At 58.5% G+C, this 24,914-nt stretch carries 23 protein-coding genes and 1 tRNA gene; 13 read left to right on the forward strand and 11 right to left on the reverse strand.

Translation table 11 applies throughout. The features are described from left to right. Positions 1-38 precede the first annotated feature (38 nt). The 13 genes from RHM68_RS18960 (at position 39) to RHM68_RS19020 (ending at position 16,357) form a co-directional block, all read left to right on the forward strand. Positions 39-1,388, forward strand: coding sequence for a CoA transferase (locus tag RHM68_RS18960; protein ID WP_322217757.1), 1,350 nt, complete (start codon positions 39-41; stop codon positions 1,386-1,388). Positions 1,389-1,958: 570 nt separating this feature from the next. Further along, on the forward strand, positions 1,959-3,386 hold the full coding sequence (gene arcD / locus RHM68_RS18965; protein ID WP_322217760.1) for an arginine-ornithine antiporter: 1,428 nt from the start codon (positions 1,959-1,961) through the stop codon (positions 3,384-3,386). Between the two features lie 35 nt (positions 3,387-3,421). Then, entirely contained in the window at positions 3,422-4,678 is a 1,257-nt protein-coding gene (gene arcA, locus RHM68_RS18970) for an arginine deiminase (RefSeq protein ID WP_322217762.1), read from the forward strand. Between the two features lie 69 nt (positions 4,679-4,747). Further along, the gene (locus tag RHM68_RS18975) at positions 4,748-5,758 is read left to right on the forward strand and encodes an ornithine carbamoyltransferase (protein ID WP_322217765.1); all 1,011 of its coding nucleotides are present in this window, start codon (positions 4,748-4,750) and stop codon (positions 5,756-5,758) included. Between the two features lie 125 nt (positions 5,759-5,883). Continuing rightward, on the forward strand, positions 5,884-6,819 hold the full coding sequence (arcC, locus tag RHM68_RS18980) for a carbamate kinase (RefSeq protein ID WP_322217767.1): 936 nt from the start codon (positions 5,884-5,886) through the stop codon (positions 6,817-6,819). Between the two features lie 63 nt (positions 6,820-6,882). After that, a complete protein-coding gene (locus tag RHM68_RS18985) occupies positions 6,883-7,245 on the forward strand; it encodes a DUF5064 family protein (protein WP_322217769.1) in 363 nt (120 codons plus the stop codon). A 115-nt stretch (positions 7,246-7,360) separates the two neighbouring features. Beyond that, the gene (locus RHM68_RS18990) at positions 7,361-8,869 is read left to right on the forward strand and encodes a sigma-54-dependent transcriptional regulator (protein ID WP_322217771.1); all 1,509 of its coding nucleotides are present in this window, start codon (positions 7,361-7,363) and stop codon (positions 8,867-8,869) included. Positions 8,870-9,233: 364 nt separating this feature from the next. Further along, positions 9,234-9,617 (forward strand): glycine cleavage system protein GcvH, encoded by a 384-nt coding sequence (gcvH, locus tag RHM68_RS18995; protein ID WP_322217773.1) that lies wholly within the window; start codon positions 9,234-9,236, stop codon positions 9,615-9,617. Between the two features lie 11 nt (positions 9,618-9,628). Further along, positions 9,629-12,481, forward strand: a complete 2,853-nt coding sequence (gcvP, locus tag RHM68_RS19000) for an aminomethyl-transferring glycine dehydrogenase (protein ID WP_322217775.1) — start codon at positions 9,629-9,631, stop codon at positions 12,479-12,481. A 145-nt stretch (positions 12,482-12,626) separates the two neighbouring features. Continuing rightward, positions 12,627-14,003, forward strand: a complete 1,377-nt coding sequence (locus tag RHM68_RS19005) for an L-serine ammonia-lyase (RefSeq protein ID WP_322217778.1) — start codon at positions 12,627-12,629, stop codon at positions 14,001-14,003. A 42-nt stretch (positions 14,004-14,045) separates the two neighbouring features. Then, positions 14,046-15,170 carry a glycine cleavage system aminomethyltransferase GcvT gene (gene gcvT / locus RHM68_RS19010; protein WP_322217780.1) on the forward strand — a complete coding sequence of 375 codons (1,125 nt, stop codon included), beginning with the start codon at positions 14,046-14,048 and terminating at the stop codon, positions 15,168-15,170. A gap of 390 nt (positions 15,171-15,560) precedes the next feature. Further along, positions 15,561-15,773 carry a cold-shock protein gene (locus RHM68_RS19015; RefSeq protein ID WP_003175786.1) on the forward strand — a complete coding sequence of 71 codons (213 nt, stop codon included), beginning with the start codon at positions 15,561-15,563 and terminating at the stop codon, positions 15,771-15,773. Positions 15,774-15,868: 95 nt separating this feature from the next. Then, positions 15,869-16,357 carry an RDD family protein gene (locus RHM68_RS19020; protein WP_322217800.1) on the forward strand — a complete coding sequence of 163 codons (489 nt, stop codon included), beginning with the start codon at positions 15,869-15,871 and terminating at the stop codon, positions 16,355-16,357. Positions 16,358-16,483: 126 nt separating this feature from the next. Here RHM68_RS19020 and nadA read toward each other — a convergent pair whose 3' ends face one another. The 11 genes from nadA to ybgC all read right to left on the reverse strand — a co-directional run bounded on the left by nadA (position 16,484) and on the right by ybgC (position 24,866). Beyond that, positions 16,484-17,542 (reverse strand): quinolinate synthase NadA, encoded by a 1,059-nt coding sequence (nadA, locus tag RHM68_RS19025; RefSeq protein WP_322217802.1) that lies wholly within the window; start codon positions 17,540-17,542, stop codon positions 16,484-16,486. Between the two features lie 272 nt (positions 17,543-17,814). Continuing rightward, a tRNA-Lys gene (locus tag RHM68_RS19030) sits at positions 17,815-17,890 on the reverse strand. Between the two features lie 63 nt (positions 17,891-17,953). Beyond that, positions 17,954-18,646, reverse strand: a complete 693-nt coding sequence (gene queC / locus RHM68_RS19035) for a 7-cyano-7-deazaguanine synthase QueC (RefSeq protein WP_322217804.1) — start codon at positions 18,644-18,646, stop codon at positions 17,954-17,956. Position 18,647: 1 nt separating this feature from the next. Beyond that, positions 18,648-19,295 (reverse strand): 7-carboxy-7-deazaguanine synthase QueE, encoded by a 648-nt coding sequence (queE, locus tag RHM68_RS19040; RefSeq protein ID WP_322217806.1) that lies wholly within the window; start codon positions 19,293-19,295, stop codon positions 18,648-18,650. A gap of 166 nt (positions 19,296-19,461) precedes the next feature. Then, entirely contained in the window at positions 19,462-20,304 is an 843-nt protein-coding gene (gene ybgF, locus RHM68_RS19045; RefSeq protein ID WP_322217808.1) for a tol-pal system protein YbgF, read from the reverse strand. Positions 20,305-20,310: 6 nt separating this feature from the next. Next, positions 20,311-20,808 (reverse strand): peptidoglycan-associated lipoprotein Pal, encoded by a 498-nt coding sequence (pal, locus tag RHM68_RS19050; protein WP_090187413.1) that lies wholly within the window; start codon positions 20,806-20,808, stop codon positions 20,311-20,313. A gap of 52 nt (positions 20,809-20,860) precedes the next feature. Continuing rightward, positions 20,861-22,162 (reverse strand): Tol-Pal system beta propeller repeat protein TolB, encoded by a 1,302-nt coding sequence (tolB, locus tag RHM68_RS19055; RefSeq protein ID WP_416195203.1) that lies wholly within the window; start codon positions 22,160-22,162, stop codon positions 20,861-20,863. Continuing rightward, complete coding sequence (gene tolA, locus RHM68_RS19060; protein ID WP_322217812.1) at positions 22,159-23,238, reverse strand: cell envelope integrity protein TolA; 1,080 nt, start codon at positions 23,236-23,238, stop codon at positions 22,159-22,161. The genes tolB and tolA overlap by 4 nt, the downstream gene beginning before the upstream one ends. After that, positions 23,238-23,690, reverse strand: a complete 453-nt coding sequence (gene tolR / locus RHM68_RS19065) for a protein TolR (RefSeq protein ID WP_170219116.1) — start codon at positions 23,688-23,690, stop codon at positions 23,238-23,240. The genes tolA and tolR overlap by 1 nt, the downstream gene beginning before the upstream one ends. 23 nt (positions 23,691-23,713) lie before the next feature. Then, complete coding sequence (gene tolQ, locus RHM68_RS19070) at positions 23,714-24,409, reverse strand: protein TolQ (RefSeq protein ID WP_322217814.1); 696 nt, start codon at positions 24,407-24,409, stop codon at positions 23,714-23,716. After that, positions 24,399-24,866: a tol-pal system-associated acyl-CoA thioesterase gene (ybgC, locus tag RHM68_RS19075; protein WP_322217817.1), complete on the reverse strand. Its 468-nt coding sequence runs from the start codon at positions 24,864-24,866 to the stop codon at positions 24,399-24,401. The genes tolQ and ybgC overlap by 11 nt, the downstream gene beginning before the upstream one ends. Between the last annotated feature and the right edge of the window lie 48 nt (positions 24,867-24,914).

Below are 24,914 nucleotides of genomic sequence, written 5' to 3' on the forward strand. Positions count from 1 at the left end.
TTGATCTATCATCGCCCTCTCGCTCCGGAGGGCCTTCAATGACTGATTTACTCACGTCCATTCAAGCCGCACTCGGCTTACCTCACACTCAAATACCTTTCACGTCGAGCGGCGCCCTGCCCTCGGCGTTCGCCGTCACCGACCTGGCCTGCGCCAGCATTGCGGCCGCCGGCCAAGCGATCAGTGAACTGCTGCATCAGCAAACGGGCCGCTTGCCCACGCTTGAAGTGAACCGCCGCCTGGCTTCGTTCTGGTTCGCCACCTCCATTCGCCCGCAGGGCTGGAGCGTGCCACCACTGTGGGACCCCGTGGCTGGCGATTATGCGGCCAAGGACGGCTGGATCCGCCTGCACACCAACGCGCCCCATCACCGCGCGGCGGCCGAAACCATTCTGGGGGCGTGTGCCGACCGCGCCGCGATGGCGAGTCAGGTGACGAAGTGGGCCAAGACCGATCTGGAACACGCCATCGTCAATGCCGGTGGCTGCGCCGCCGAGATGCGTACCTGGGCACAGTGGCAGTCCCACCCCCAAGGCATTGCGGTGAATGCCGAGCCGCTGATTCAGTTCGCCACCGGCACGCGTCAAGACGCCAAACCGTGGCAAGGTTCGGTCGCTCGACCACTGACAGGGATCAAGGTGCTGGATTTGACACGGGTACTCGCCGGCCCAATAGCCAGCCGCTTCCTCGCCGGCCTCGGCGCCGACGTGCTGCGCATCGACCCACCGACCTGGAACGAGCCAGGCGTGGTGCCTGAAGTGACACTGGGTAAACGCTGTGCTCGGCTCGATCTACACGACCAAGCTGATCGCGCGGTGTTTGAAAGCTTGCTCAGGGAGGCTGACATTTTGCTCCATGGCTACCGCGCCGATGCGTTAGAGCGACTGGGGTACAGCGCCAGTGAGCGCCAGCAACTAGCCCCCGGCCTGATCGATGTCAGCCTCAACGCCTACGGCTGGAGCGGCCCATGGCAAAACCGTCGCGGCTTCGACAGCCTGGTGCAGATGAGCAGCGGGATCGCCGAAGCCGGTCAGCAGTGGCAAAAAGCGCACAAGCCCACGCCGCTGCCCGTGCAGGCGCTGGATCACGCCACCGGGTATTTGATGGCGGCCAGTGTCGTGACGTTGCTGGCTGAGCGTTTGAACAGCGGGCACGGCGGTTCGGCGCGTTTGTCACTGGCACGCACAGCGAAGCTGTTGATCGAGAAGGGGGCCGGGACGCATGAACCTTTGCGGGCGGAAGATCAGGACGATCAAGGCGTGTTGGTTGAGCAGACAACCTGGGGCCCGGCGCGTCGGTTGCAGGCGCCGTTGAAAATAACCGGGACGCCGTTGCAGTGGATGCTTGCGGCCGGGGAGTTGGGTTCCCATCGCGCGCAATGGTGGTGACCCTCGCCGGCATGCAGCAGCCACATCGCGTCACCCGGCCGAGGCTACCGATCAACAGGTCTTTAGTGCGCTCGTCGGTTTCGCCACGCCCGCTCAGTAGCACCGCGTGCGCCATCGACCGCCCTATTTACCTCTGTGAGCGGGGTGCGACGAGCGCCGCCAAACGGTCACAGAGTTGTGCTTTAACTAACAGACAACGAACAAAAACGTTTATTAATTAATACTGACCCACCACTTCTTATATATGAGCGGTCCATCGAAGACATAAATTCAAGCAGCCGTTTTTTACGTCACACCTAACACATCAACTCTGTATTAAAAACACAGATCAAAAGTTTGCTAAAACTTCAAAACAAACTAGCTTCAAGGCGCCATACCCTACCAATAATGCCTGCCTAATTTGGCCAGCCCTTCTGAACCGGGCTTTTTCGGCACAACAGTTATGTCCGCAAATAACTCATAAGTCTTTCATTAGCAATGGAATGTACTCATGCACTGATCTATGTCAGCTGATTGAACAGCGAACAGATTTAATCTGTTGCCTCTCTTCTCCTGCACTGGAGTCACGCCATGTCTGAATCACCCGGAAAACTGAAACTCGGCGCACTAGTGGCGTTGGTTGTAGGGTCAATGATTGGTGGCGGGATCTTCTCTTTGCCGCAAAACATGGCCGCCAGTGCCGACGTCGGCGCCGTGCTGATTGGGTGGGCGATTACCGCCGTCGGCATGTTGACCCTGGCCTTTGTCTTTCAAACCCTCGCTAACCGAAAGCCTGATCTGGACGGCGGTGTCTACGCTTACGCCAAAGCCGGTTTCGGCGACTACATGGGTTTCTCGTCCGCCTGGGGTTACTGGATCAGTGCCTGGCTGGGCAACGTCGGCTACTTCGTGCTGCTGTTCAGCACGCTCGGTTACTTTTTCCCGATTTTCGGCGAAGGCAACACCGTTGCGGCAGTGATCGGTTCGTCAGTGTTGTTATGGGCCGTGCATTTTCTGGTCCTGCGCGGGATCAAGGAGGCCGCGTTCATCAACCTGGTGACCACCGTCGCCAAGGTCGTGCCATTGCTCCTGTTTGTATTGATCGCGGTGTTCGCCTTCAAACTGGACATCTTCACCGCCGACATCTGGGGCAGCAAAAACATCAGCCTGGGCAGCGTGATGAACCAGGTGCGCAACATGATGCTGGTCACCGTATGGGTGTTCATTGGTATCGAAGGCGCGAGCATCTTCTCGGCCCGCGCCGAAAAACGCAGCGATGTGGGTAAAGCCACGGTGATTGGTTTCATCACCGTGTTGCTGTTCCTGGTGCTGGTGAACGTGCTGTCGCTGGGCATCATGACCCAACCCGAATTGGCCAAACTGCAGAACCCGTCGATGGCCGCCGTACTCGAACACGTGGTCGGTCACTGGGGTGCAGTGTTGATCAGTATTGGCCTGATCATCTCCCTGCTCGGCGCCCTGCTGTCCTGGGTCCTGCTGTGTGCCGAGATCATGTTCGCCGCCGCCAAGGACCACACCATGCCGGCGTTCCTGCGTCGCGAAAACGCCAACCATGTGCCCGCCAACGCTCTGTGGCTGACCAACGCCATGGTTCAGGTGTTCCTGATCATCACCCTGTTTTCCGCCAGCACTTACCTGTCGCTGATCTACCTCGCGACCTCCATGATTCTGGTGCCCTACTTGTGGTCGGCCGCCTATGCGCTGCTGCTGGCCGTGCGCGGTGAGAGTTATGAAAACGCCCTGGCCGAGCGCAAAAAAGACCTGATGATCGGCGCCATCTCCGTGATCTATGCGGTCTGGCTGCTGTATGCCGGCGGTATCAAATACCTGCTGCTCTCCGCGCTGCTCTATGCCCCCGGCGCAATCCTGTTCGCCAAAGCCAAGATGGAAGTGGGCAAACCCGTTTTCACCCCTGTCGAGAAGCTGATTTTCGCGGCCGTCGTCGTCGGTGCCCTAGTGGCTGCTTACGGGCTGTATGCCGGTTTCCTGACCCTGTAACACCTGACTGATTTGTTATCTGGAGGATCACTGTAATGACCACGGAAAAAGTTAAGTACGGCGTACATTCCGAAGCCGGCAAACTGCGCAAAGTCATGGTTTGCTCCCCAGGTCTGGCTCACCAGCGACTGACCCCGAACAACTGCGACGAACTGCTGTTCGACGATGTGCTGTGGGTTGCCCAGGCCAAGCGCGACCACTTCGACTTCGTCACCAAAATGCGCGAGCGCGACGTCGATGTGCTGGAAATGCACAACCTGCTGACCGACATCGTTGCACTACCTGAAGCGCTGGACTGGATTGTGCAACGCAAGATCACCGCCAATTCGGTGGGCCTGGGCCTGGTCAATGAAGTCAGCTCCTGGATTCGCAGCCTCGAGCCGCGCAAGGCCGCCGAATTCTTGATCGGTGGCGTGTCGGCCGATGACCTGCCAACCAGTTTCGGCGGCAAGACCATCGAGATGTTCCGCGACTTCCTCGGGCACTCCAGCTTCATTCTGCCGCCGCTGCCCAACACCCAGTTCACCCGCGACACCACCTGCTGGATCTACGGTGGCGTGACCCTGAACCCGATGCACTGGCCGGCGCGCCGTCAGGAAACCCTGCTGGCCAGCGCCATCTACAAATTCCACCCCGAGTTCACCAACGCCGACTTCCAAGTCTGGTATGGCGACCCGGATCAGGAACACGGCAACGCCACGCTCGAAGGCGGCGACGTGATGCCGATCGGCAATGGCGTGGTATTGATCGGGATGGGCGAGCGCTCTTCCCGTCAGGCGATCGGCCAACTGGCGCTGAACCTGTTCAAGCACAACGCCGTTGAGCGAGTGATCGTTGCCGGCCTGCCGAAATCTCGCGCAGCGATGCACCTGGACACCGTGTTCAGCTTCTGCGACCGCGACCTGGTGACGATTTTCCCTGAAGTCGTCACGCAGATCGTCGCCTTCACCCTGCGCCCCGACGACAGCAAGCCGGGCGGTATCGACATCCGCCGCGAAGACACTAACTTCCTCGACACCGTGGCCGCCGCCCTCAATCTCAAGGCCCTGCGGGTCGTCGAAACAGGCGGCAACAGCTTCGCCGCCGAACGCGAGCAATGGGATGACGGCAACAACGTCGTGGCCCTGGAGCCGGGCGTGGTGATTGGCTACGACCGCAACACCTACACCAACACCCTGCTGCGCAAGGCCGGCGTGGAAGTCATCACCATCAGTGCCGGCGAACTCGGACGCGGCCGTGGCGGCGGCCATTGCATGACCTGCCCGATCATTCGCGACCCCATCGACTATTAATTCGTATGCCCTGCGTCGCGTTTATAAAGCGTGATGCAGGCGGATAACCGAAACCCAAGGAGATCCAAAATGGCTTTTAACATGCGCAACCGCAGCCTGCTGAGCTTGATGCACCACACCACTCGAGAGCTCAACTACCTGATTGACCTGTCCCGCGACCTCAAGCGCGCCAAGTACACCGGCACCGAGCGTCCACACCTGCAAGGCAAGAACATCGCACTGATCTTCGAAAAAACCTCGACCCGCACCCGTTGCGCGTTCGAAGTGGCGGCCCACGACCAGGGTGCTCACGTCACCTACATTGACCCGGTGTCGTCGCAAATCGGCCACAAAGAAAGCATGAAAGACACCGCCCGTGTACTCGGCCGGATGTTCGACGCCATCGAGTACCGTGGCTTCGAACAGGAAATAGTCGAAGAGCTGGCCAAGTTCGCTGGCGTTCCGGTGTTCAACGGCTTGACCGCTGAATTTCACCCGACCCAAATGATCGCCGACGTGCTGACCATGCGCGAACACAGCGACAAACCGCTGCACGACATCCGCTACGCCTACCTCGGCGATGCGCGCTACAACATGGGCAATTCGTTGCTGATGATCGGCGCCAAACTCGGCATGGACGTGCGCATCGCCGCACCCAAAGCCCTGTGGCCGCACGATGATTTCATCGCTCAGTGCAAAGCCTTCGCCGAAGAAAGCGGCGCTCGCATTACCATTACCGAAGACCCTCTCGAAGCGGTCAAAGGCGTGGACTTCATCCACACCGACATTTGGGTGTCGATGGGTGAGCCGGTGGAAGCGTGGGACGAGCGCATCGAGCAACTGCTGCCGTACCAGGTCAACACCAAAATGATGAAAGCCTCGGGCAACCCGCGCGTGAAGTTCATGCACTGCCTGCCGGCGTTCCATAACAGCGAAACCAAGGTCGGCAAAGACATCGCCGCTCGCTACCCCAACCTGGCCGGGGGCGTTGAGGTGACGGAAGAAGTCTTCGAATCACCGGCCAACATCGCCTTCGAGCAAGCGGAAAATCGCATGCACACGATCAAGGCAATCCTGGTGTCGGCGTTGGCGGATATCTAAGGACCTTCACGATGATCGTTCCCACGCTCTGCGTCACATGGGACGCGGAGCGTCCCGGGCGGCATGCCCACGGGGACCGTGGGAACGATCATCGTGCCCGTTCCCTTTTCTGAAAGGACTGCATTATGCGTATCGTCGTTGCTCTGGGCGGTAACGCCCTGCTCCGCCGTGGTGAACCCCTGACCGCGGACAATCAACGCGCCAACATCCGTGTTGCCACCGAACAGATCGCCAAGATTTACCCTGGCAACCAACTGGTCATCGCCCACGGCAATGGCCCACAAGTCGGCCTCCTGTCGCTGCAAGCGGCGGCCTACACGGCCGTTTCGCCTTACCCGCTGGACGTGCTCGGTGCCGAAACCGAAGGCATGATCGGCTACATCATCGAACAGGAACTGGGCAACCTGCTGGACGTCGAGGTGCCATTCGCGACCCTGCTGACTCAAGTCGAAGTCGATGCCAAAGACCCAGCGTTCCAGAACCCGACCAAACCTATCGGTCCGGTGTACAGCAAAGAAGAGGCGCAAAAGCTCGCCGCCGAGAAAGGCTGGGCGATTGCTCCGGACGGTGATAAATACCGGCGCGTGGTGGCCAGCCCAAGACCCAAACGTATCTTCGAAATCCGTCCGATCAAGTGGCTGTTGGAAAAAGGCAGCATCGTCATTTGCGCCGGCGGTGGCGGTATTCCGACCCTGTACGGTGACGATGGCAAGCTCAAAGGCGTGGAAGCGGTCATCGACAAGGACTTGTGCTCGTCACTGTTGGCCGAGCAGCTTGAGTGCGACTTGCTGGTGATCGCTACCGACGTCAATGCGGCCTTCATCGACTTCGGCAAACCGACTCAAAAAGCCATCGCCCAGGCCCACCCGGACGCCATGGAACAACTTGGCTTTGCCGCGGGCTCCATGGGGCCCAAGGTTCAGGCCGCGTGCGAGTTTGCCCGCCACACTGGCAAAGTCGCGGTGATCGGTTCACTCTCGGACATCGAAGCCATCGTCCAGGGCAAGTCCGGCATCGGCACCCGCATCAGCACGGCGACACGGGGCATTACCTACTGCTAAAAAGAAACTCCGAGGCAGGCCAGGGGTCTGTCGTTGTCCAATGCCTTCGAAGGAGAGACGCTTATGGCCACATTCGAACCCGGTCACGTACACATCGAGCGCCACGCGCTGACCGATGACGATGTCAGCTACAACGTGTGCATCGACTATGAAGTCACCCAGGATCCCAAGGACGGCAAAGGGATGGCGTTCACGGTGCATGGCATCATTCAGGGCACCGCGATGAAAGAGTCGTTCTTCCTGCCCAAGGATCAGGCCTATAACTTCGCCAGCAACGTGACGAAAATCGCCGAGCAGCACGGCATTCCCAAGACTCACAGCAGCATTGGCTCCATACACAAACATTACGATGCGATGTTTGAAGATGTTCGGGTGCAGCTAAATATGAAGTCGGGTGACCCGGTAAACCCCGAACACCTGGAATAACTGAGCGCGGATCGTTCCCGCTCGCCAGGGAACGATCATCCTCGCGGATTTCACCTACCGCCCTTCTCCAAGGCATACTTGCCACCCTCCGCACTCCAGAACCCAAAACCGCCCCATGCGTATCCACGTCAGTTTCATCGACCGCGTTGGCATTACCCAGGAAGTCCTGGCCCTGCTCGGTGGGCGCAATCTCAATCTGGATGCGGTGGAAATGGTGCCGCCCAACGTCTACATAGATGCCCCGACACTCAGCCCGCAAGTGCTCGAAGAACTGCGCGATGCGCTGTTCAGCGTCCGCGGCGTGCAAGCGGTGACGGTGGTCGACATCCTGCCCGGCCAGCGTCGCCATTTGCAGCTCGACGCCTTGCTCGCCGCTATGACGGACCCGGTTCTGGCCCTGGACAGCGCTGGCAAAATATTACTGGCCAACCCGGCGCTGATTGCCCTGTACGGACGCGAACCGGCGGGGGAAAGCGTCGCCGAGCTTTTTTCCGACCCCGCATTGCTCGATGCGTTGCTGGAGAACGGCTTTCGTCTGCCGTTGCGCGAAATCACCGTCAACGGTCAGACCTTGTTACTGGACGCCACACCGATTACCGACGCTGGCGCCCTGCTCACCCTGTATCAACCGAATCGCATCGGCGAACAACTGTCGGCCTTGCACCACGACCATGCCGAAGGCTTCGATGCACTGCTCGGCGAATCTGCCGCCATTCGTACCCTCAAGGCTCGCGCCCAGCGCGTGGCGGCCCTGGATGCGCCGTTGTTGATCCAGGGCGAAACCGGCACCGGCAAAGAACTGGTGGCGCGGGCTTGTCACGCCATCAGTGCGCGCTACAGTGCGCCATTCCTGGCCTTGAACTGTGCGGCACTGCCGGAAAACCTGGCCGAAAGCGAACTGTTCGGCTACGCACCCGGCGCGTTCACCGGCGCCCAACGGGGCGGCAAACCCGGGCTTATGGAGTTAGCCAACCAGGGCACGGTATTTCTTGACGAGATCGGCGAGATGTCACCGTACTTGCAGGCCAAACTGCTGCGTTTCCTTAACGACGGCAGCTTCCGCCGGGTCGGCGGCGATCGTGAGGTGAAGGTCAACGTGCGGATCCTCAGCGCAACCCACCGCGACCTGGAAAAAATGGTCAGCGAAGGCACGTTCCGTGAAGACCTGTTCTATCGCCTCAACGTGCTCAACGTTGAAGTCCCACCGCTTCGCGAACGCGGCCAGGACATTCTGCTGTTGGCACGCTACTTCATGCAGCAGGCCTGCGCGCAAATCCAGCGCCCGGTCTGCCGCCTGGCGCCGGGCACTTACCCGGCACTGCTGGGCAACCGCTGGCCGGGCAACGTGCGGCAATTGCAAAACGTAATCTTCCGTGCAGCTGCGATTTGTGAAAGCAGCCTGGTGGACATCGGCGACCTCGACATCGCCGGCACCTCCGTGGCACGCCAGAGTGACAGCGACGTCGATAGCCTCGAACAGGCCGTGGATGACTTCGAGAAAACCCTGCTGGAAAAACTTTACGCCAGCTATCCCTCGACCCGCCAACTGGCCAATCGGCTGCAAACCTCTCACACCGCGATTGCCCATCGGTTGCGCAAATACGGTATTCCCAATAAACCGTAACGCGCCCGTTTCATGAACATCCGCACAGGGTCTGTGACACCAGAACCACCGTACTTAGAAGCGACCTTCATCTGTACTGAAAGCGCTACAGCGGAACGATATCGCTACACGATCTTTGGATCACCGCTGTGCAAGGCTTTGATCCCATTACGCTTTTTTCTTGGCTTCTGGCTGTAGCGATTTCGCTACAAGCGCTGGTTTCGCTCATCCCTAAAAAATACTTAAATCATTGATTTAAAACAATTTATTAACATTGGCCGCAATATTGCTAATGCTTATTGAAAAGCAGCGCCCCTCCATCAGGGCTTTTGCCCACGTATTCAATCGCGTCCACCAGACGAGTCTGGCCCCCTTAGGAGTTTCCATGAGCGAATTGCGTTTTACTGAAGATCACGAATGGCTGCGTACCGAAGCTGACGGCACCGTCACGGTCGGTATCACCGCTTTCGCGCAGAACGCCCTGGGCGACGTGGTGTTCGTGCAACTGCCTGAGCTTCAGGCTTACGAAAAAGGCGCTGAAGCCGCCACCGTGGAATCGGTAAAAGCCGCCAGCGGCGTGTACATGCCGTTGGACGGCGACGTTCTGGAAGTGAACCCGGCACTCGACAACAGCCCCGAACGGGTCAACGAAGATCCGTTGGGCGAAGGCTGGTTCTTCCGCTTCCGGCCAACCGACGCCTCGGCTGTTGCCCAATTGCTGGATCAAGACGCTTACGACCGTCTGATCAAAGCTAACGCCCAAGCCTGAGGAGCGCCGACATGACTCAAGTCAACCTGACGACCGCCAACGAATTCATCGCGCGCCATATCGGCCCGCGCGCAGGCGACGAACAAGCGATGCTCAACAGCCTCGGCTTTGACTCCCTGGAAGCCCTGAGCGCCAGCGTCATCCCGGACAGCATCAAAGGCACCAGCGTGCTCGGCCTCGAAGACGGCCTGAGCGAAGCAGATGCCTTGGCGTTGATCAAGTCCATCGCCAGTAAAAACCAGCTGTTCAAGACCTACATCGGCCAGGGTTACTACGGCACGCACACGCCATCGCCGATTCTGCGCAACCTGTTGGAAAACCCGGCCTGGTACACCGCTTATACCCCGTACCAACCGGAGATTTCCCAGGGTCGTCTCGAAGCGCTGCTGAACTTCCAGACCCTGATCAGCGACCTGTCCGGCCTGCCGATCGCCAACGCGTCTTTGCTGGACGAAGCCACCGCCGCTGCCGAAGCCATGACGTTCTGCAAGCGCCTGAGCAAGAACAAGAGCAGCCACGCGTTCTTCGCTTCCGTGCATTGCCACCCGCAAACCCTCGACGTATTGCGCACCCGTGCCGAGCCGCTGGGCATCGATGTAGTCGTCGGTGATGAACGCGAACTCAGCGACGTGACGCCGTTCTTCGGCGCCCTGCTGCAATACCCGGCGAGCAACGGTGATGTGTTCGACTACCGTGAACTGACCGAACGCTTCCACGCCGCCAACGCGCTGGTGGCCGTAGCCGCTGACCTGCTGGCCCTGACCGTCCTGACCCCGCCGGGCGAGTTCGGTGCCGACGTCGCCATCGGCAGCGCCCAACGCTTCGGCGTGCCGCTGGGCTTTGGTGGCCCACACGCGGCGTATTTCTCCACCAAAGACGCGTTCAAGCGCGACATGCCGGGCCGCCTGGTCGGCGTTTCCGTGGATCGTTTCGGCAAACCGGCCCTGCGCTTGGCCATGCAGACCCGCGAGCAACATATCCGCCGCGAGAAAGCCACCAGCAACATCTGCACCGCGCAAGTTCTGCTCGCCAACATCGCCAGCATGTACGCCGTCTACCACGGCCCGAAAGGCCTGACCCAAATCGCCACACGCATTCATCACCTGACCGCGATCCTCGCCAAAGGCTTGAGCGCACTGGGCCTGACGGTCGAGCAAGAAAGCTTCTTCGACACCCTGACCCTCAAAACCGGCGTCCACACTGCGGCGCTGCATGACAAGGCTCACGCGCAGCAGATCAACCTGCGCGTCATCGATGGCGAACGTCTGGGCCTGTCCCTCGACGAAACCACTAGTCAGGCCGATGTGCAAACCCTGTGGGCACTCTTGGCTGACGGCAAAAACCTGCCAGATTTCAACGCCCTCGCCGCGTCGGTGGTCAGCACCTTGCCGGCCGCGCTGGTTCGTCAGTCGCCGATCCTCAGCCACCCGGTGTTCAACCGTTATCACTCCGAAACCGAGCTGATGCGCTATCTGCGCAAGCTGGCCGACAAGGACCTGGCACTGGATCGCACCATGATTCCGCTGGGTTCATGCACCATGAAACTCAACGCCGCCAGCGAGATGATCCCGGTGACCTGGGCTGAGTTCGGCGCCCTGCACCCGTTCGCCCCAGCCGAGCAAAGCGCCGGCTATCAGCAATTGACCGATGAGCTGGAAGCGATGCTGTGCGCCGCCACCGGCTACGACTCGATCTCACTGCAACCGAACGCCGGCTCGCAAGGCGAATACGCCGGCCTGCTGGCGATTCGGGCTTATCACCAGAGTCGTGGCGATGAACGTCGTGATATCTGCCTGATTCCCTCGTCCGCCCACGGCACCAACCCGGCCACCGCCAACATGGCCGGTATGCGTGTCGTCGTCACCGCGTGCGATGCCCGTGGCAACGTCGATATCGAAGACCTGCGCGCCAAGGCCATCGAGCACCGTGAACACCTCGCTGCGCTGATGATCACTTACCCGTCGACCCACGGCGTGTTCGAAGAAGGCATCCGCGAAATCTGCGGCATCATTCACGACCACGGCGGCCAGGTGTACATCGACGGCGCCAACATGAACGCGATGGTCGGCCTCTGCGCACCGGGCAAGTTCGGCGGCGACGTGTCGCACCTGAACCTGCACAAAACCTTCTGCATCCCGCACGGCGGTGGCGGTCCGGGTGTAGGTCCGATTGGCGTCAAAGCACACCTGACACCGTTCCTGCCGGGCCACGCCCAGATGGAGCGCAAGGAAGGCGCGGTCTGTGCGGCCCCATTCGGCAGCGCAAGCATTTTGCCGATCACCTGGATGTACATCCGGATGATGGGCGGCGCGGGTTTGAAGCGCGCGTCGCAACTGGCGATCCTCAATGCCAACTACATTTCCCGTCGCCTGGAAGAGCACTACCCCGTCCTCTACACCGGCAGCAATGGTCTGGTGGCGCATGAGTGCATCCTCGATCTGCGCCCACTGAAAGACAGCAGCGGCATCAGCGTCGATGACGTCGCCAAGCGCCTGATCGACTTCGGCTTCCATGCGCCAACCATGTCGTTCCCGGTCGCCGGAACACTGATGATCGAGCCGACCGAAAGCGAATCCAGGGAAGAACTGGACCGCTTCTGCGACGCGATGATCCGCATTCGCGACGAAATCCGCGCAGTGGAAAACGGCACACTGGACAAGGAAGACAACCCACTGAAAAACGCACCGCACACCGCCGCCGAAATCGTCGGTGAGTGGACGCACCCCTACAGCCGTGAGCAAGCGGTGTACCCGGTCGCGTCGTTGATCGAAGGCAAATACTGGCCACCGGTCGGTCGCGTCGACAACGTGTTTGGTGATCGCAACCTGGTATGCGCCTGCCCATCGATCGAAAGCTACGCTTGAACATGTAGAGGGCGGGTTCGCTCGCCCCTCGCTTTCAAGAACACCCTGTATCCCCTGTGGAACCGAGCCTGCCCGCTCCCGCAGGGGATCTGCGCCTTGCACCAGATTCCGCGAATTCCTATAACGAGAAACCGGAGAACCACTCATGTCGTTAAGCGTGTTCGACCTGTTCAAGATTGGCATCGGCCCCTCCAGCTCCCACACCGTTGGCCCGATGCGCGCAGCCGCGCGCTTCGCCGAAGGTTTGCGCCGTGAAGGGCTGTTGACCACCACTACCTGCGTCAAAATCGAACTCTACGGATCACTCGGCGCCACCGGCAAAGGACACGGCAGTGACAAGGCTGTATTGCTCGGCCTGGAAGGCGAACACCCGGACACCGTGAACACTGAAACCGTTGCCGCACGCCTGCAAGACATTCGCGGCAACGCACGCCTGAACCTGCTCGGCGAACACAGCATTGCGTTCAATGAGAAAGAACACTTGGCAATGATCCGCAAACCATTGCCCTACCACCCCAATGGCATGATCTTTCGCGCATTCGATGCCGCGGGCCTGCAAATCCGCAGCCGCGAGTACTACTCGGTGGGCGGCGGTTTTGTCGTCGATGAAGACGCCGCCGGTGCCGACCGAATTGTCGAAGATGCCACGCCCCTGACCTTCCCTTTCAAAAGCGCCAAGGACCTGCTGGGCCACTGCGCCACCTACGGCTTATCGATCAGCCAGGTAATGCTGACCAACGAAAGCGCCTGGCGCTCGGAAGCCGAAACTCGCGCCGGCCTGCTGAATATCTGGCAAGTGATGCAAGACTGCGTCGCCGCCGGGTGCCGTAACGAGGGAATTCTGCCCGGTGGTTTGAAGGTCAAACGTCGCGCGGCGGCACTGCATCGGCAACTGTGCAAAAACCCGGAATCGGCCCTGCGCGATCCGCTGTCGGTGCTGGACTGGGTCAACCTCTACGCCCTGGCCGTCAACGAAGAAAACGCCAACGGCGGACGCGTGGTAACGGCGCCCACTAACGGTGCAGCCGGGATCGTCCCGGCAGTGTTGCATTACTACATGCGCTTCATTCCCGGGGCCAACGAAGACGGCGTGGTGCGCTTTCTGCTGACCGCGGCGGCGATCGGCATTCTGTACAAGGAAAACGCCTCAATCTCCGGCGCTGAAGTCGGTTGTCAGGGTGAAGTCGGCGTGGCTTGCTCAATGGCGGCCGGCGCTTTGTGCGAAGTGCTCGGCGGCACTGTGCAGCAAGTAGAGAACGCAGCGGAAATCGGCATGGAGCACAACCTCGGCCTGACCTGCGACCCGATTGGCGGCCTCGTGCAAGTGCCGTGTATCGAGCGCAATGCCATGGGCTCGGTGAAAGCCATCAACGCCGTGCGCATGGCGTTGCGCGGCGATGGGCAGCACTTCGTCTCGCTCGATAAGGTTATCCGCACCATGCGCCAGACCGGCGCCGACATGAAAAGCAAATACAAGGAAACCGCCCGTGGCGGTTTGGCGGTCAATATTATCGAGTGCTGATGCGCGCGCATTGGCACCTGCACACTTTTTCAGGAGCTGAATATGTCCACCGAACAATTGCTGAAAACCCCACTGCACGCACTGCACATCGAACTCGGCGCGCGCATGGTGCCCTTCGCCGGCTACGACATGCCGGTGCAATACCCACTGGGCGTGATGAAGGAACACCAGCACACCCGTGATCAGGCCGGACTGTTCGATGTCTCGCACATGGGCCAGATCCGCCTGACCGGTGCTAACGCCGCCAAGGCACTGGAAACCCTGGTGCCGGTGGACATCATCGACCTGCCGGTGGGCATGCAGCGCTACGCCATGTTCACCAACGAAACCGGCGGCATTCTGGACGACTTGATGGTCGCCAATCTGGGCAATGACGAACTGTTCCTGGTGGTCAACGCCGCCTGCAAGGACCAGGACCTGGCGCACCTGCGCAAGCACCTCGGCGACCAGTGCAGCGTCGAACCGCTGTTTGAAGAACGCGCTTTGCTGGCGCTGCAAGGCCCGGCTGCGGTCACGGCACTCGCACGCCTGGCGCCCGACGTGGCGAAAATGACCTTCATGCAGTTCACTCGCGTGACGCTGCTGGGCGTGGACTGCTTTGTCAGCCGCTCGGGCTACACCGGTGAAGACGGTTTCGAAATTTCCGTACCGGCCGCCAACGCCGAAGCTCTGGCTCGCGCCCTGCTGGCTGAACCGGAAGTGGCAGCCATCGGCCTCGGCGCTCGTGACTCCCTGCGCCTGGAAGCCGGTCTATGCCTGTACGGCCACGACATGAACACAGACACCACCCCCATCGAAGCGAGCCTGCTGTGGGCCGTTTCCAAGCCGCGACGCGCCGATGGCGCCCGGGCTGGCGGCTTCCCTGGCGCTGAAAAAGTATTTGCCCAACAGCAAAACGGAGTCAGCCGCAAGCGCGTGGGCCTGTTACCACAGGAACGCACGCCGGTGCGTGAAGGTGCAGAGATCGTCAACGAAGCCGGCGATATCATCGGCAGCGTTTGCAGCGGTGGTTTCGGTCCGACCCTCGGTGGCCCACTGGCCATGGGTTATCTCGACAGCGCCTACATTGCGCTAGACACCCCGGTATGGGCGATTGTTCGTGGGAAAAAGGTGCCTTTGCTTGTAAGCAAAATGCCATTTGTTCCACAACGCTACTATCGTGGTTGATTAACTGTTTCCCTGCGTAACGCAGTTGCGTTAACACTGCACTAATGTGTAACGCAACTGCCATAAAACAGTGCAGACCTTCGACGATCAAGCTGGCTTATAACAGTTGAAGAAAATCCAACACTGCTCTCGATTAAGCGCACTAGTGAACACACTAATAGCCAGTAACCCGAGTAAAACCGGACTCCCCACGGGGCTTGTTTTTTCTCCAGAAGTTGGCGTAGAGTTTGTTCACTGTGTTTGCATGGGTCGCTTGGAATCGTGACCTGGGCAGTAGCCTACAAGTTAGCTACATCCCGCTCGACGTCTTCTTACTTTCCTGCAACCAGCCCCAGTACTCTTTCATGAGAAGGAGACTGCCATTAATTTTTGCGTCAAAGGAATTAAGAAATGTCCCAACGTCAGAGCGGCACCGTCAAGTGGTTTAACGACGAGAAAGGTTTTGGTTTTATCACTCCAGAAAGCGGTCCGGATTTGTTCGTGCATTTCCGCGCTATTCAGGGCAACGGCTTCAAGAGCCTGAAAGAAGGCCAGAAAGTGACATTCGTTGCCGTACAAGGCCAGAAAGGCATGCAGGCTGACGAAGTCCAGGCAGAAGCTTAATCTTCTGTAACGAAAAAGCCCCTGATGCTGACATCGGGGGCTTTTTTATGCGCGCAAATCCGTAAAATGGCTTCTTTTTTCATCCAGAGGCTGCCATGTCGAAACACCTGCTCCAACCCGAGGGTGACTTTCCCGCGGCCGCCCTGGGTCGTCGCCTGGCAGCGATGTTCTATGACTTTCTGTTGTGTACCGCCCTGTTGATCGTCACCAGCGGTGCTTACAAGATGATCCAGATGGCGATCATCGGTGAAGACAAGATGCGCACCCTCACCGAAGCCGGGGCCCTGGACGGTGATCCATTGCTCTCGACGGTGATGCTGTTTGTGCTGTTCGGTTTCTTCGCCAAGTTCTGGACCTGGTCCGGTCAGACCTTGGGCATGCAAGTGTGGGGCATCCGCGTGCAGAACGCCGATGGCTCGGCTATCAGCCTGTGGCAAGCGCTGTTGCGATTTGTGGTGTCGATCGCATCATGGCTGTGCATGGGCGTTGGGTTCTTCTGGTCACTGTTCGATAAACAGAAGCGCAGCTGGCATGACATGTACTCCAATACCCAGTTAGTACGGATTCCAAAGAAGAGCAAATAATTGTGGGCGGCAAAACCCGTCTGGCAGACTGCTCGCGGAGAGCGCGTTGCAGTCGAGACTAATGCCGACTGACACACCGCTATCGCGAGCAGTTTCCCTCACCCTTGCTCGCTGGCGTGGCAGATTTTAAGCGTTACCCGCCAGTTTCATCCGCGCGGCTTGAGTGAAATCGAGCATGCGCTTCAACGGCCGAATTGCTTGCGGGATCAACGCCGGATCGACAAATATTTCATTCGTCCCTTCACGCAAGCTCTTCAGCGTCCGCTCAAGAGTATTCATGGCCATCCACGGACAATGTGCGCAACTGCGGCACGCTGCGCCGTTACCGGCCGTAGGGGCTTCGATAAAGACCTTGTCCGGGCACAGCTGCTGCATTTTGTAGAAAATGCCGCGGTCGGTGGCGACGATAAAAGTCGTGTTCGGCAAACTCTGCGCTGCTGCAATCAACTGGCTGGTGGAACCGACGGCGTCGGCCAGTTCGATAACCGATGTCGGCGACTCTGGATGCACCAGAATGGCCGCGTCCGGATAGAGCGCCTTCATGTCTTCGAGCTGCTTGGACTTGAACTCTTCGTGAACGATGCAGGCGCCGTCCCACAACAGCATGTCGGCGCCAGTCTTGCGCTGGATATAGGTGCCCAGGTGCTTGTCCGGCCCCCAAATGATGGTTTCGCCGTTATCCATCAAGCTTTCGACGATCTCTAGCGCGCAGCTTGAGGTCACCACCCAATCAGCTCGAGCCTTGACCGCCGCCGACGTGTTGGCATACACCACCACCGTGCGCTCCGGATGCTGATCACAGAACGCTGAAAACTCATCCACCGGGCAACCCAAGTCCAGCGAGCAGGTCGCTTCCAGTGTGGGCATCAACACACGTTTTTCAGGGTTGAGGATTTTCGCCGTCTCCCCCATGAACTTCACACCGGCGACAACGACAGTTTTGGCCGGATGGGCATTGCCAAAGCGCGCCATCTCCAGCGAATCAGAAACGCAGCCACCGGTTTCTTCGGCCAGAGCCTGAATCACCGGGTCGCAATAGAAGTGCGCTACCAGCACAGCGTCCTGAGCCTTAAGCTCGGCGGCAATGGCAGCGCGGTAATGAGCCTCTTCCTCGGGCGTCAGCGGCTTGGGCTGCTTGGCATCGAGGTGGGCTTGAACCAGAAGGCGTTCGGAAATTTGCGTCATGATCGCAAGACCTGCGGGCGCTTTCGCGCGAAAGTCGAGTGTACACCCGGCTCCGGACCCTTGAGGGTACCGCCGGGAGAGTGAGTTTCATCAGGCACGGACAACGGTGAAGCTGCGCAAGGCTACAGAATATCCCGTGGATGCAAAAGATGATTCTGACCTGCGTCACATAGCGCCGCCCGGCGACTGAACAACCTCAAATCGCGGACAAAAAAAAACCCGGAAATCCTCACTTTCGTGGGCCTTCCGGATTTTCTAAACTGCTGTAAAAATGGTGGGTCGTGTGGGATTCGAACCTACGACCAATTGGTTAAAAGCCAACTGCTCTACCAACTGAGCTAACGACCCGCTGTGTGGTGGCGCGTATAATACTGATTTTTAAGGACTATTCAACACCTAATTTGAAATAAATCAAAAATAAGGGGTTGGATCACTGATTCCGGCCGTTGCAAAGCCTTCCGCACGCAGGCGGCAGCTGTCGCATTTACCGCATGCGTAGCCTTTATCGTCGGCCTGATAGCAGGAAACGGTCAGCCCATAATCAACACCCAGCTTCACACCTTCCTGAACGATCTGCGCCTTACTCAAGTTCTGCAGCGGCGCCAGGATACGGAAGCCCTGCCCCTCTACACCGGCCTTGGTAGCCAGATTCGCCATACGCTCGAAAGCCTCGACGAACTCGGGACGGCAGTCGGGGTAACCCGAATAGTCCACCGCGTTCACACCAATAAAGATGTCACGCGCGCCCAGCACTTCAGCCCAGCCCAACGCCAACGACAGAAATACAGTGTTACGTGCGGGCACGTAAGTCACCGGAATGCCTTCGCTAGGTGATTCAGGTACATCAATACTGCTATCAGTCAGTGCGGAGCCACCGATGCCATTCAGGTTCAGGCCGATCACTTTGTGTTCAACCACACCTAAATCTCGCGCAACACGCTCGGCGGCGTGCAGCTCAGCACGATGCCGCTGACCGTAGTCAAAACTCATGGTGTAGCAGCTGTAGCCTTGCGCCTTGGCCATCGCGACGACGGTCGCCGAGTCGAGGCCGCCGGAGAGCAGGATGACCGCACGTTTTTCAGTAGTGTTTATTGGTTCAGTCATATCAGCGCCCCGGCTCGTCGTTCCAAAGATATTTATGCAACTGCAATTGCAGACGCACTGGCAAGTTATCCGCCACCACCCAGTCAGCCAGGTCTCGCGCATTCAAATCATGATGACTTGGCGAGAACAAGACTTCGCCAGCACGCCCGTCGAGGCCGAACTGGATAAGCTTGGACACGGCCCAGTCATAGTCTTCCCGCGAGCAGATGACAAACTTCACCTGGTCGTTGCGCGTGAGCAGCTCGATGTTCTCGTAACGATTTCGGTGAGCTTCTTTCGAGCCCGGGGTTTTCAGATCGACAACACGACTGACCCGAGGGTCGACTGCCGAGATATCCAAAGCGCCGCTGGTTTCCAACGAAACTTCGTAACCCGCATCACACAGCTGTTTGAGCAGCGAAATGGCGTTAGGTTGAGCCAGAGGTTCGCCACCCGTGACACAGACGTAACGTGGACGAAAAGCTGCCACCTGCTCAAGGATGTCTTCGAGAGGGCGCAGGGTGCCGCCGGTAAAAGCGTAGGCACTGTCGCAGTATTGGCAACGCAATGGGCAACCGGTCAGGCGCACAAAAACAGTAGGCAGCCCGGCTGTCCGTGTTTCACCCTGCAACGAGTAGAAAACTTCGGTGATTCTTAATGTGTCTTGCATAGTCGCCACGGGCGTAACAGCTAAACAGGCTGTCCGCCTCCGTCAGGCACTCAAGGGAACCCCGCCAACGCGTGAATCCCCAAAAGCGGTGTTTCAGAAAAGGGCGTGAATTCTAACGAAAAAACCCGCGACAGGCGCGGGTTTCTTCACAACGGGTCAAACAGGCTTACATGCGCTGCAGATCGCGTTGAGCCAACTGAGCGGCGGAAGTGCCCGGATATTGCGACACCACCTGCTGCAGAATGCCTTTGACCTTGTCGGTATGACCCAGTCGGCGCTCCACATCAGCGAGCTTGTACAGCGAGTCAGGCACTTTGGCATGCTTGGGGTACAGCTGAGAGACCTTGGCAAAAGCCTGACCTGCACCTTGCAGATCACCCTTGGCCAGGTTCACCTCACCCAGCCAATACTGGGCATTGCCCGCGTATTGGCTGTTCGGGTACTTGCGCAAGAAAGCGGCGAAGGCCTGACTGGCCTTGTCAAAATCCTTGGCTTTAATCAGGTCGAAGGCTGCGTCGTAATACAGCTTTTCCTTCGCCGGATCACCCGGTTCGCTGCTGGCGGCAGGCGCAGGAGTGGCAGCCCCCGCCGCCGCGCCTGCACTTGCTGCTGCGCCGGCGGCATTCAAATTGCCACCAGCAGAAGAATTATCAGGAGTCGCGGCTGGTGCAACGCCGGTTCCTATGCGCCGATCAAGATCCTGGTATCGCTCCAGGTTTTCCTGCTTCATGCGCGCAACATCATTTTGCAGAACTTCGATCACACCTTGTTGGCGCGAAATCTGTTCTTGCATCGATTGCAGTTGGTTGAACAGCTCGCCCTGTGCCGAGACAGGGGTCGAAACCCCTCCCCCGGCATAGGCGCCGTTCGTACCGTAACCCGCAGGCGGATAACTGCTCCCGCTATTGTTATAACCGGAGTTGTTATCGACCACAGGAACCGCAGCCCACACCGCAAGCGGCGCGAGACTGAGAGCCAAAACAGTTACAGCACGACGGCACGTTCGCATGACGAATTACTTACGCAGTTCGACGCGACGGTTTTGAGCCCAGGACTGCTCGTCGTTGCCGGTAGCAACTGGACGCTCTTCGCCGTAGGAAACCAATTCCAGCTGAGCTGGGGAAACACCTTGCAGTACCAGGTAACGCTGAACGGCTTTCGCACGACGCTCGCCCAGTGCCATGTTGTACTCACGAGTACCACGTTCGTCGGTGTTGCCTTCCAGAACAACGCGAGCGCCGTTTGCTTTCAGGTCTTTGGCGTGAACGTCCAGAGCGCGCATGGCTTCTGGCTTCAGGTCCGAGCTGTCGTATTCGAAGTAGAAAGTGGTGATTGCACGCAGAGCAGCTTCTTCGCTCAGGGAGCCATCAACAGCACCAGTGTTAGCGCCGTAACCAGCGTTTGGATCAACAGCGCCTTGACCGGCATTGTCGCCGCCTTTAGACGAGCAACCTACAGCTACAGCCATGGCCAGAGCCAGCGCAGCAAATTTACCAAACTTCAGCATTTCCATCGTAAAACTCCTAATGAACCCCAGTGTGTTAAGTAAAGCGTGTAGCGCCGCGTCAGTTCAGGTAAGGGGACCAGGAAGGTTCTCTGACTTCGCCTTGTGCGGTAGGAAGCGGGAGCCTTACGCGTCCATTAATGGACACGAGCATCAAGACTCCCCGGCCCTGCTGGCGGGTGGCGTAGATTACCATGGTGCCGTTGGGCGCGACAGTAGGCGACTCGTCCAGAGTGCTATCAGTTAGGATTTTTACGCTTCCGCGCTGCAAATCCTGAGCCGCCACCTTGAAATTAGTGAAGCCATCCTGGCGGTGAATCATCACCAGGGTCTTTTCGTCAGCCGACAGTTTAGGGTTGGCGTTGTAGTTACCGATGAATGTCACACGTTCCGCACCGCCACCGCCGACGCTGGTTTTATAGATTTGTGGCTTGCCGCCACGGTCGGAGGTGAAGTAGATGGTCGAACCATCTTTACCCCAGAACGGCTCGGTGTTAATGCCAGGACCGTTGGTGACACGAGAAATCTGACGCGAACCCAGGTTCATCACATAGATGTCAGGGTTACCGTCTTTCGACAGCACGAACGCCAGGCGATTGCCGTCTGGCGACCAGGCTGGCGCGCCGTTCAAGCCTTCGAAATTGGTGATTTGCTCACGGCGACCGGTGTCGATGTTCTGCATGAAAATACGTGGGCGACGCTGCTCGAAAGAGACATAAGCGATGCGCTTGCCGTCCGGTGCAAAACGCGGCGAAAGGATTGGCTCGCGCGATTGCAGCAGAGTCACGGCACGGGCACCGTCATAATCCGAACGTTGCAGCGTGTAGCGAGTGTTCTTCTCGGAGAAACGCTCAGCGGTCACATACAGCAGACGTGTCGAGAACGCACCTTTAATGCCGGTGAGTTTTTCGAACGACTGGTCAGAGATGTAGTGCGCCATGTCTCGCAGTTGATCGACGGAGCCAGAGACACTGCCGGTCAGCACTTGCTGCTCGGTGGCGACGTTGAACAACGCGTATTGCACCTGCAGACGACCGCCCGCCGGAACAATGCTGCCGACCATCACGTACTGGGCACTCAAAGCCTTCCAGTCACGAAAAATGATTTCGCTCGCCTGAGTCGGCTGGCTGATCATGTTCTGCTTTGGAATCGGCGAGTAGTAACCCGAGTTGCGCAGGTCGTTGCCGATGATTTCAGCCATGTCGTCCGGCAGTACGGTGCCGCCCTGGAAGCCGAATGGGACGACAGCGATCGGGGTTGCCCGATCGCTACCGCTGGTGACCAGAATGTTTTTTTCATCTGCTGTCGCTATCCCTGCCAGGCAGCAAATAACGACAAGCATTCCTCGAAGAAGGTTTCTCACAAGGCTAGATCCTCAGGTGTGAATGTCATCTTGAATGAACGATACGGAGCGAAATCGCTCGGCTTCATTCCCTGCATTTCTGTCAAACGTCCAATATTCTTGACCGCAGCTACAGCAGACGCGTCGAACGGGCCATCGCCACTGGACTTGGAAACGCTGACCGAAGTCACCGTGCCGTCCGGCAACATGCCGATTTGCACCACAACCGTCATGCCTTTGCGTGCCGAAGGTGGACGAGCCCAGCCTTCCGCTGCACGTGCACGAATCAGGTCATCGAAACTGCCCGCGACTTCGTCACCCTGCTCATCGGCCAAAGCCTGCTGGCGCTGCGGCGTGTCGGAAAGCAAATCAGCCAGGGCCTGAGCCTTTTTATCTTCGGCGGACTTACGTGCCGCATCCTGCGATTTTTTCTTCGCAGCATCAGCAGCAGCTTTCTTCTTCGCATCCTCGGCGACTTTCTTCTTCGCCTCGTCCGCTTCAGCTTTCTTCTTGGCGTCGTCAGCGGCTTTTTTCTTCGCGTCTTCGACAATCTTTTTCTTCGCTGCTTCAGCGGCCGCTTTCTTGGCCTCTTCTTCAGCAGCCTTCTTGGCTTCTTCTTCCGATTTCTTCTTGGCTATATCAGCCAATTGTTTCTCTTCAACCTTTTTGGCTTCGGCGGTCTTCTTCGCTTCGTCGGCTTTTTTGGCTTCGTCAGCCTTTTTCGCCTCCTCAGATTTCTTGGACTCGTCGGCCTTCTTGGCTTCCTCGGCTTTTTGAGCCGCTTCTTCTTTCTTTTGTTCCGCAGCCTTCACCGCTTCCTGCTCGACCTTCTTCTGTTCCATCTGTTCGACTTCGGTCTGACGCGCAGCAGACTTCACCGCTTCACCCGCAATCTTCTGATTGGTCTGGGTGGTCGCGCGACTTTTCGATTTCAGCTGGTACAGCGTCGCCTGGACGATCGGCTTGGCCGGCGGCAACTCCGGGGTCAGGGCAAAACTGACGAACAACATGCCAAACACCAGCACGTGCAAGCCAATCGCCCAGACACTCGGCCAGAAGTAGCTTTCCGAGGCTGTTGGCTCTCGTTGTTGCTGCATCAGGGCGCCTCGGTAATCAAGCCAACGTTACCGACTCCGGCTTTTTGCAACCCGCCCATGGCGCCCATGACGGAGCCGTAATCGACGGTCTTGTCGCCGCGAATGAAGACTTGCGTGTGCTTGCCGCCTTCATTACCGGCGCGGATGATTTTGGTCACCGCGTCGGTCATCTGCGGCAAGGTCATGGCCTTGTCCTGCTGTTTTTCTGTGTCGACTTCGCTGCCAAGGTTCCAGTAGTAGGTCTTGTCAGCCTTGATCGAAATGGTCAGGACCTGAGTGTTGTTGTCCTGCGGCAAGGCTTCGCTGGAAACCTTGGGCAGATCAACTTTCACGCCCTGATTGAGCATCGGCGCGGTCACCATGAAGATGACCAGTAGCACCAACATCACGTCGATGTATGGCACTACGTTCATCTCGGCAACCGGCTTGCGCTTTTTGCGAGCTCGAGCGATTAAAGCCATCGGGAATTACCTGCTTATTCTTCGCTGGTGTGCACTTTGCGGTGCAGGATCGCCTGGAATTCGTCGGCGAAGGTGTAGTAACGGCTCAGCAGGGTTTCGCTGCGAGAAGCAAAACGGTTGTAAGCGATAACGGCCGGGATCGCCGCGAACAGGCCGATGGCAGTAGCCACCAGTGCTTCGGCAATACCTGGGGCCACAGTGGCCAATGTCGCTTGCTGGGCAGTCGCCAAACCACGGAAGGAGTTCATGATGCCCCAGACCGTACCGAACAGACCGATGTACGGGCTCACGGAACCGACGGTGGCGAGGAATGGCAAGCTCTGCTCAAGCTTTTCTTCTTCGCGAGAAATGGCTACACGCATGGCACGCGCCACGCCTTCCATAACGGCTTCAGGATCAACACCTGGCTGCTGGCGCAGACGGGAGAACTCCTTGAAACCGGCACGGAAAATCTGCTCAACGCCCGAATCCGGATCAGGGTTGCTGCCGGCCTGACGGTAGAGTTTGGACAGATCGATACCCGACCAGAAGCGCTCTTCAAAACTCTCCAGAGCACGTCGACCGGCACGTATCAGATTGCTGCGTTGAAAGATCATGATCCATGAGGTCACCGATGCGGCTACCAGAATCAGCATTACCAACTGCACCACGACGCTGGCATTGCTGACCAAGCTCCACATGGAGGAATGGTCGACGACGTTAGCTTCCACGCTTTATCTCCTGCTTTGAGTGTGTACCCGCGCCGCTCTCGTCGGCAAAGGCCGCACGTAGAGCTTCGGGAATGGCCCGGGGTTTCAAACTGTTAGTGCGCACACAGGCCACCAGAAACTGCCCTTCGCAGAGCAGCACATTATCCGTAGCCCTCCTGACCTGCTGTTTGAAGCGCAGGCTGACACGGTTCAATTCGACTACTTCAGCGCTTACCAACAGTTCGTCGTCCAGTCGCGCCGGCGCGTGGTAACGCGCTTCGCTGGAATGCACGACAAACAACAGGTCCTCCCCTGCCAGCTGGGACTGGGCAAAGCCCAGTTCCCGTAGCCGCTCGGTTCGAGCCCGCTCCATAAACTTGAGGTAATTAACGTAATACACGATGCCGCCGGCATCGGTGTCCTCGTAATAAACGCGACAACGATGTGCGAACGGCTCAAGCCCGTTTTGCGCGCGCATACTCTAGTGCTTACTCCTCATGTTGCCAATCCGGCCAGGCAACTGTTT

It is taken from the genome of Pseudomonas sp. DC1.2, assembly GCF_034351645.1.
Lineage (GTDB): Bacteria > Pseudomonadota > Gammaproteobacteria > Pseudomonadales > Pseudomonadaceae > Aquipseudomonas.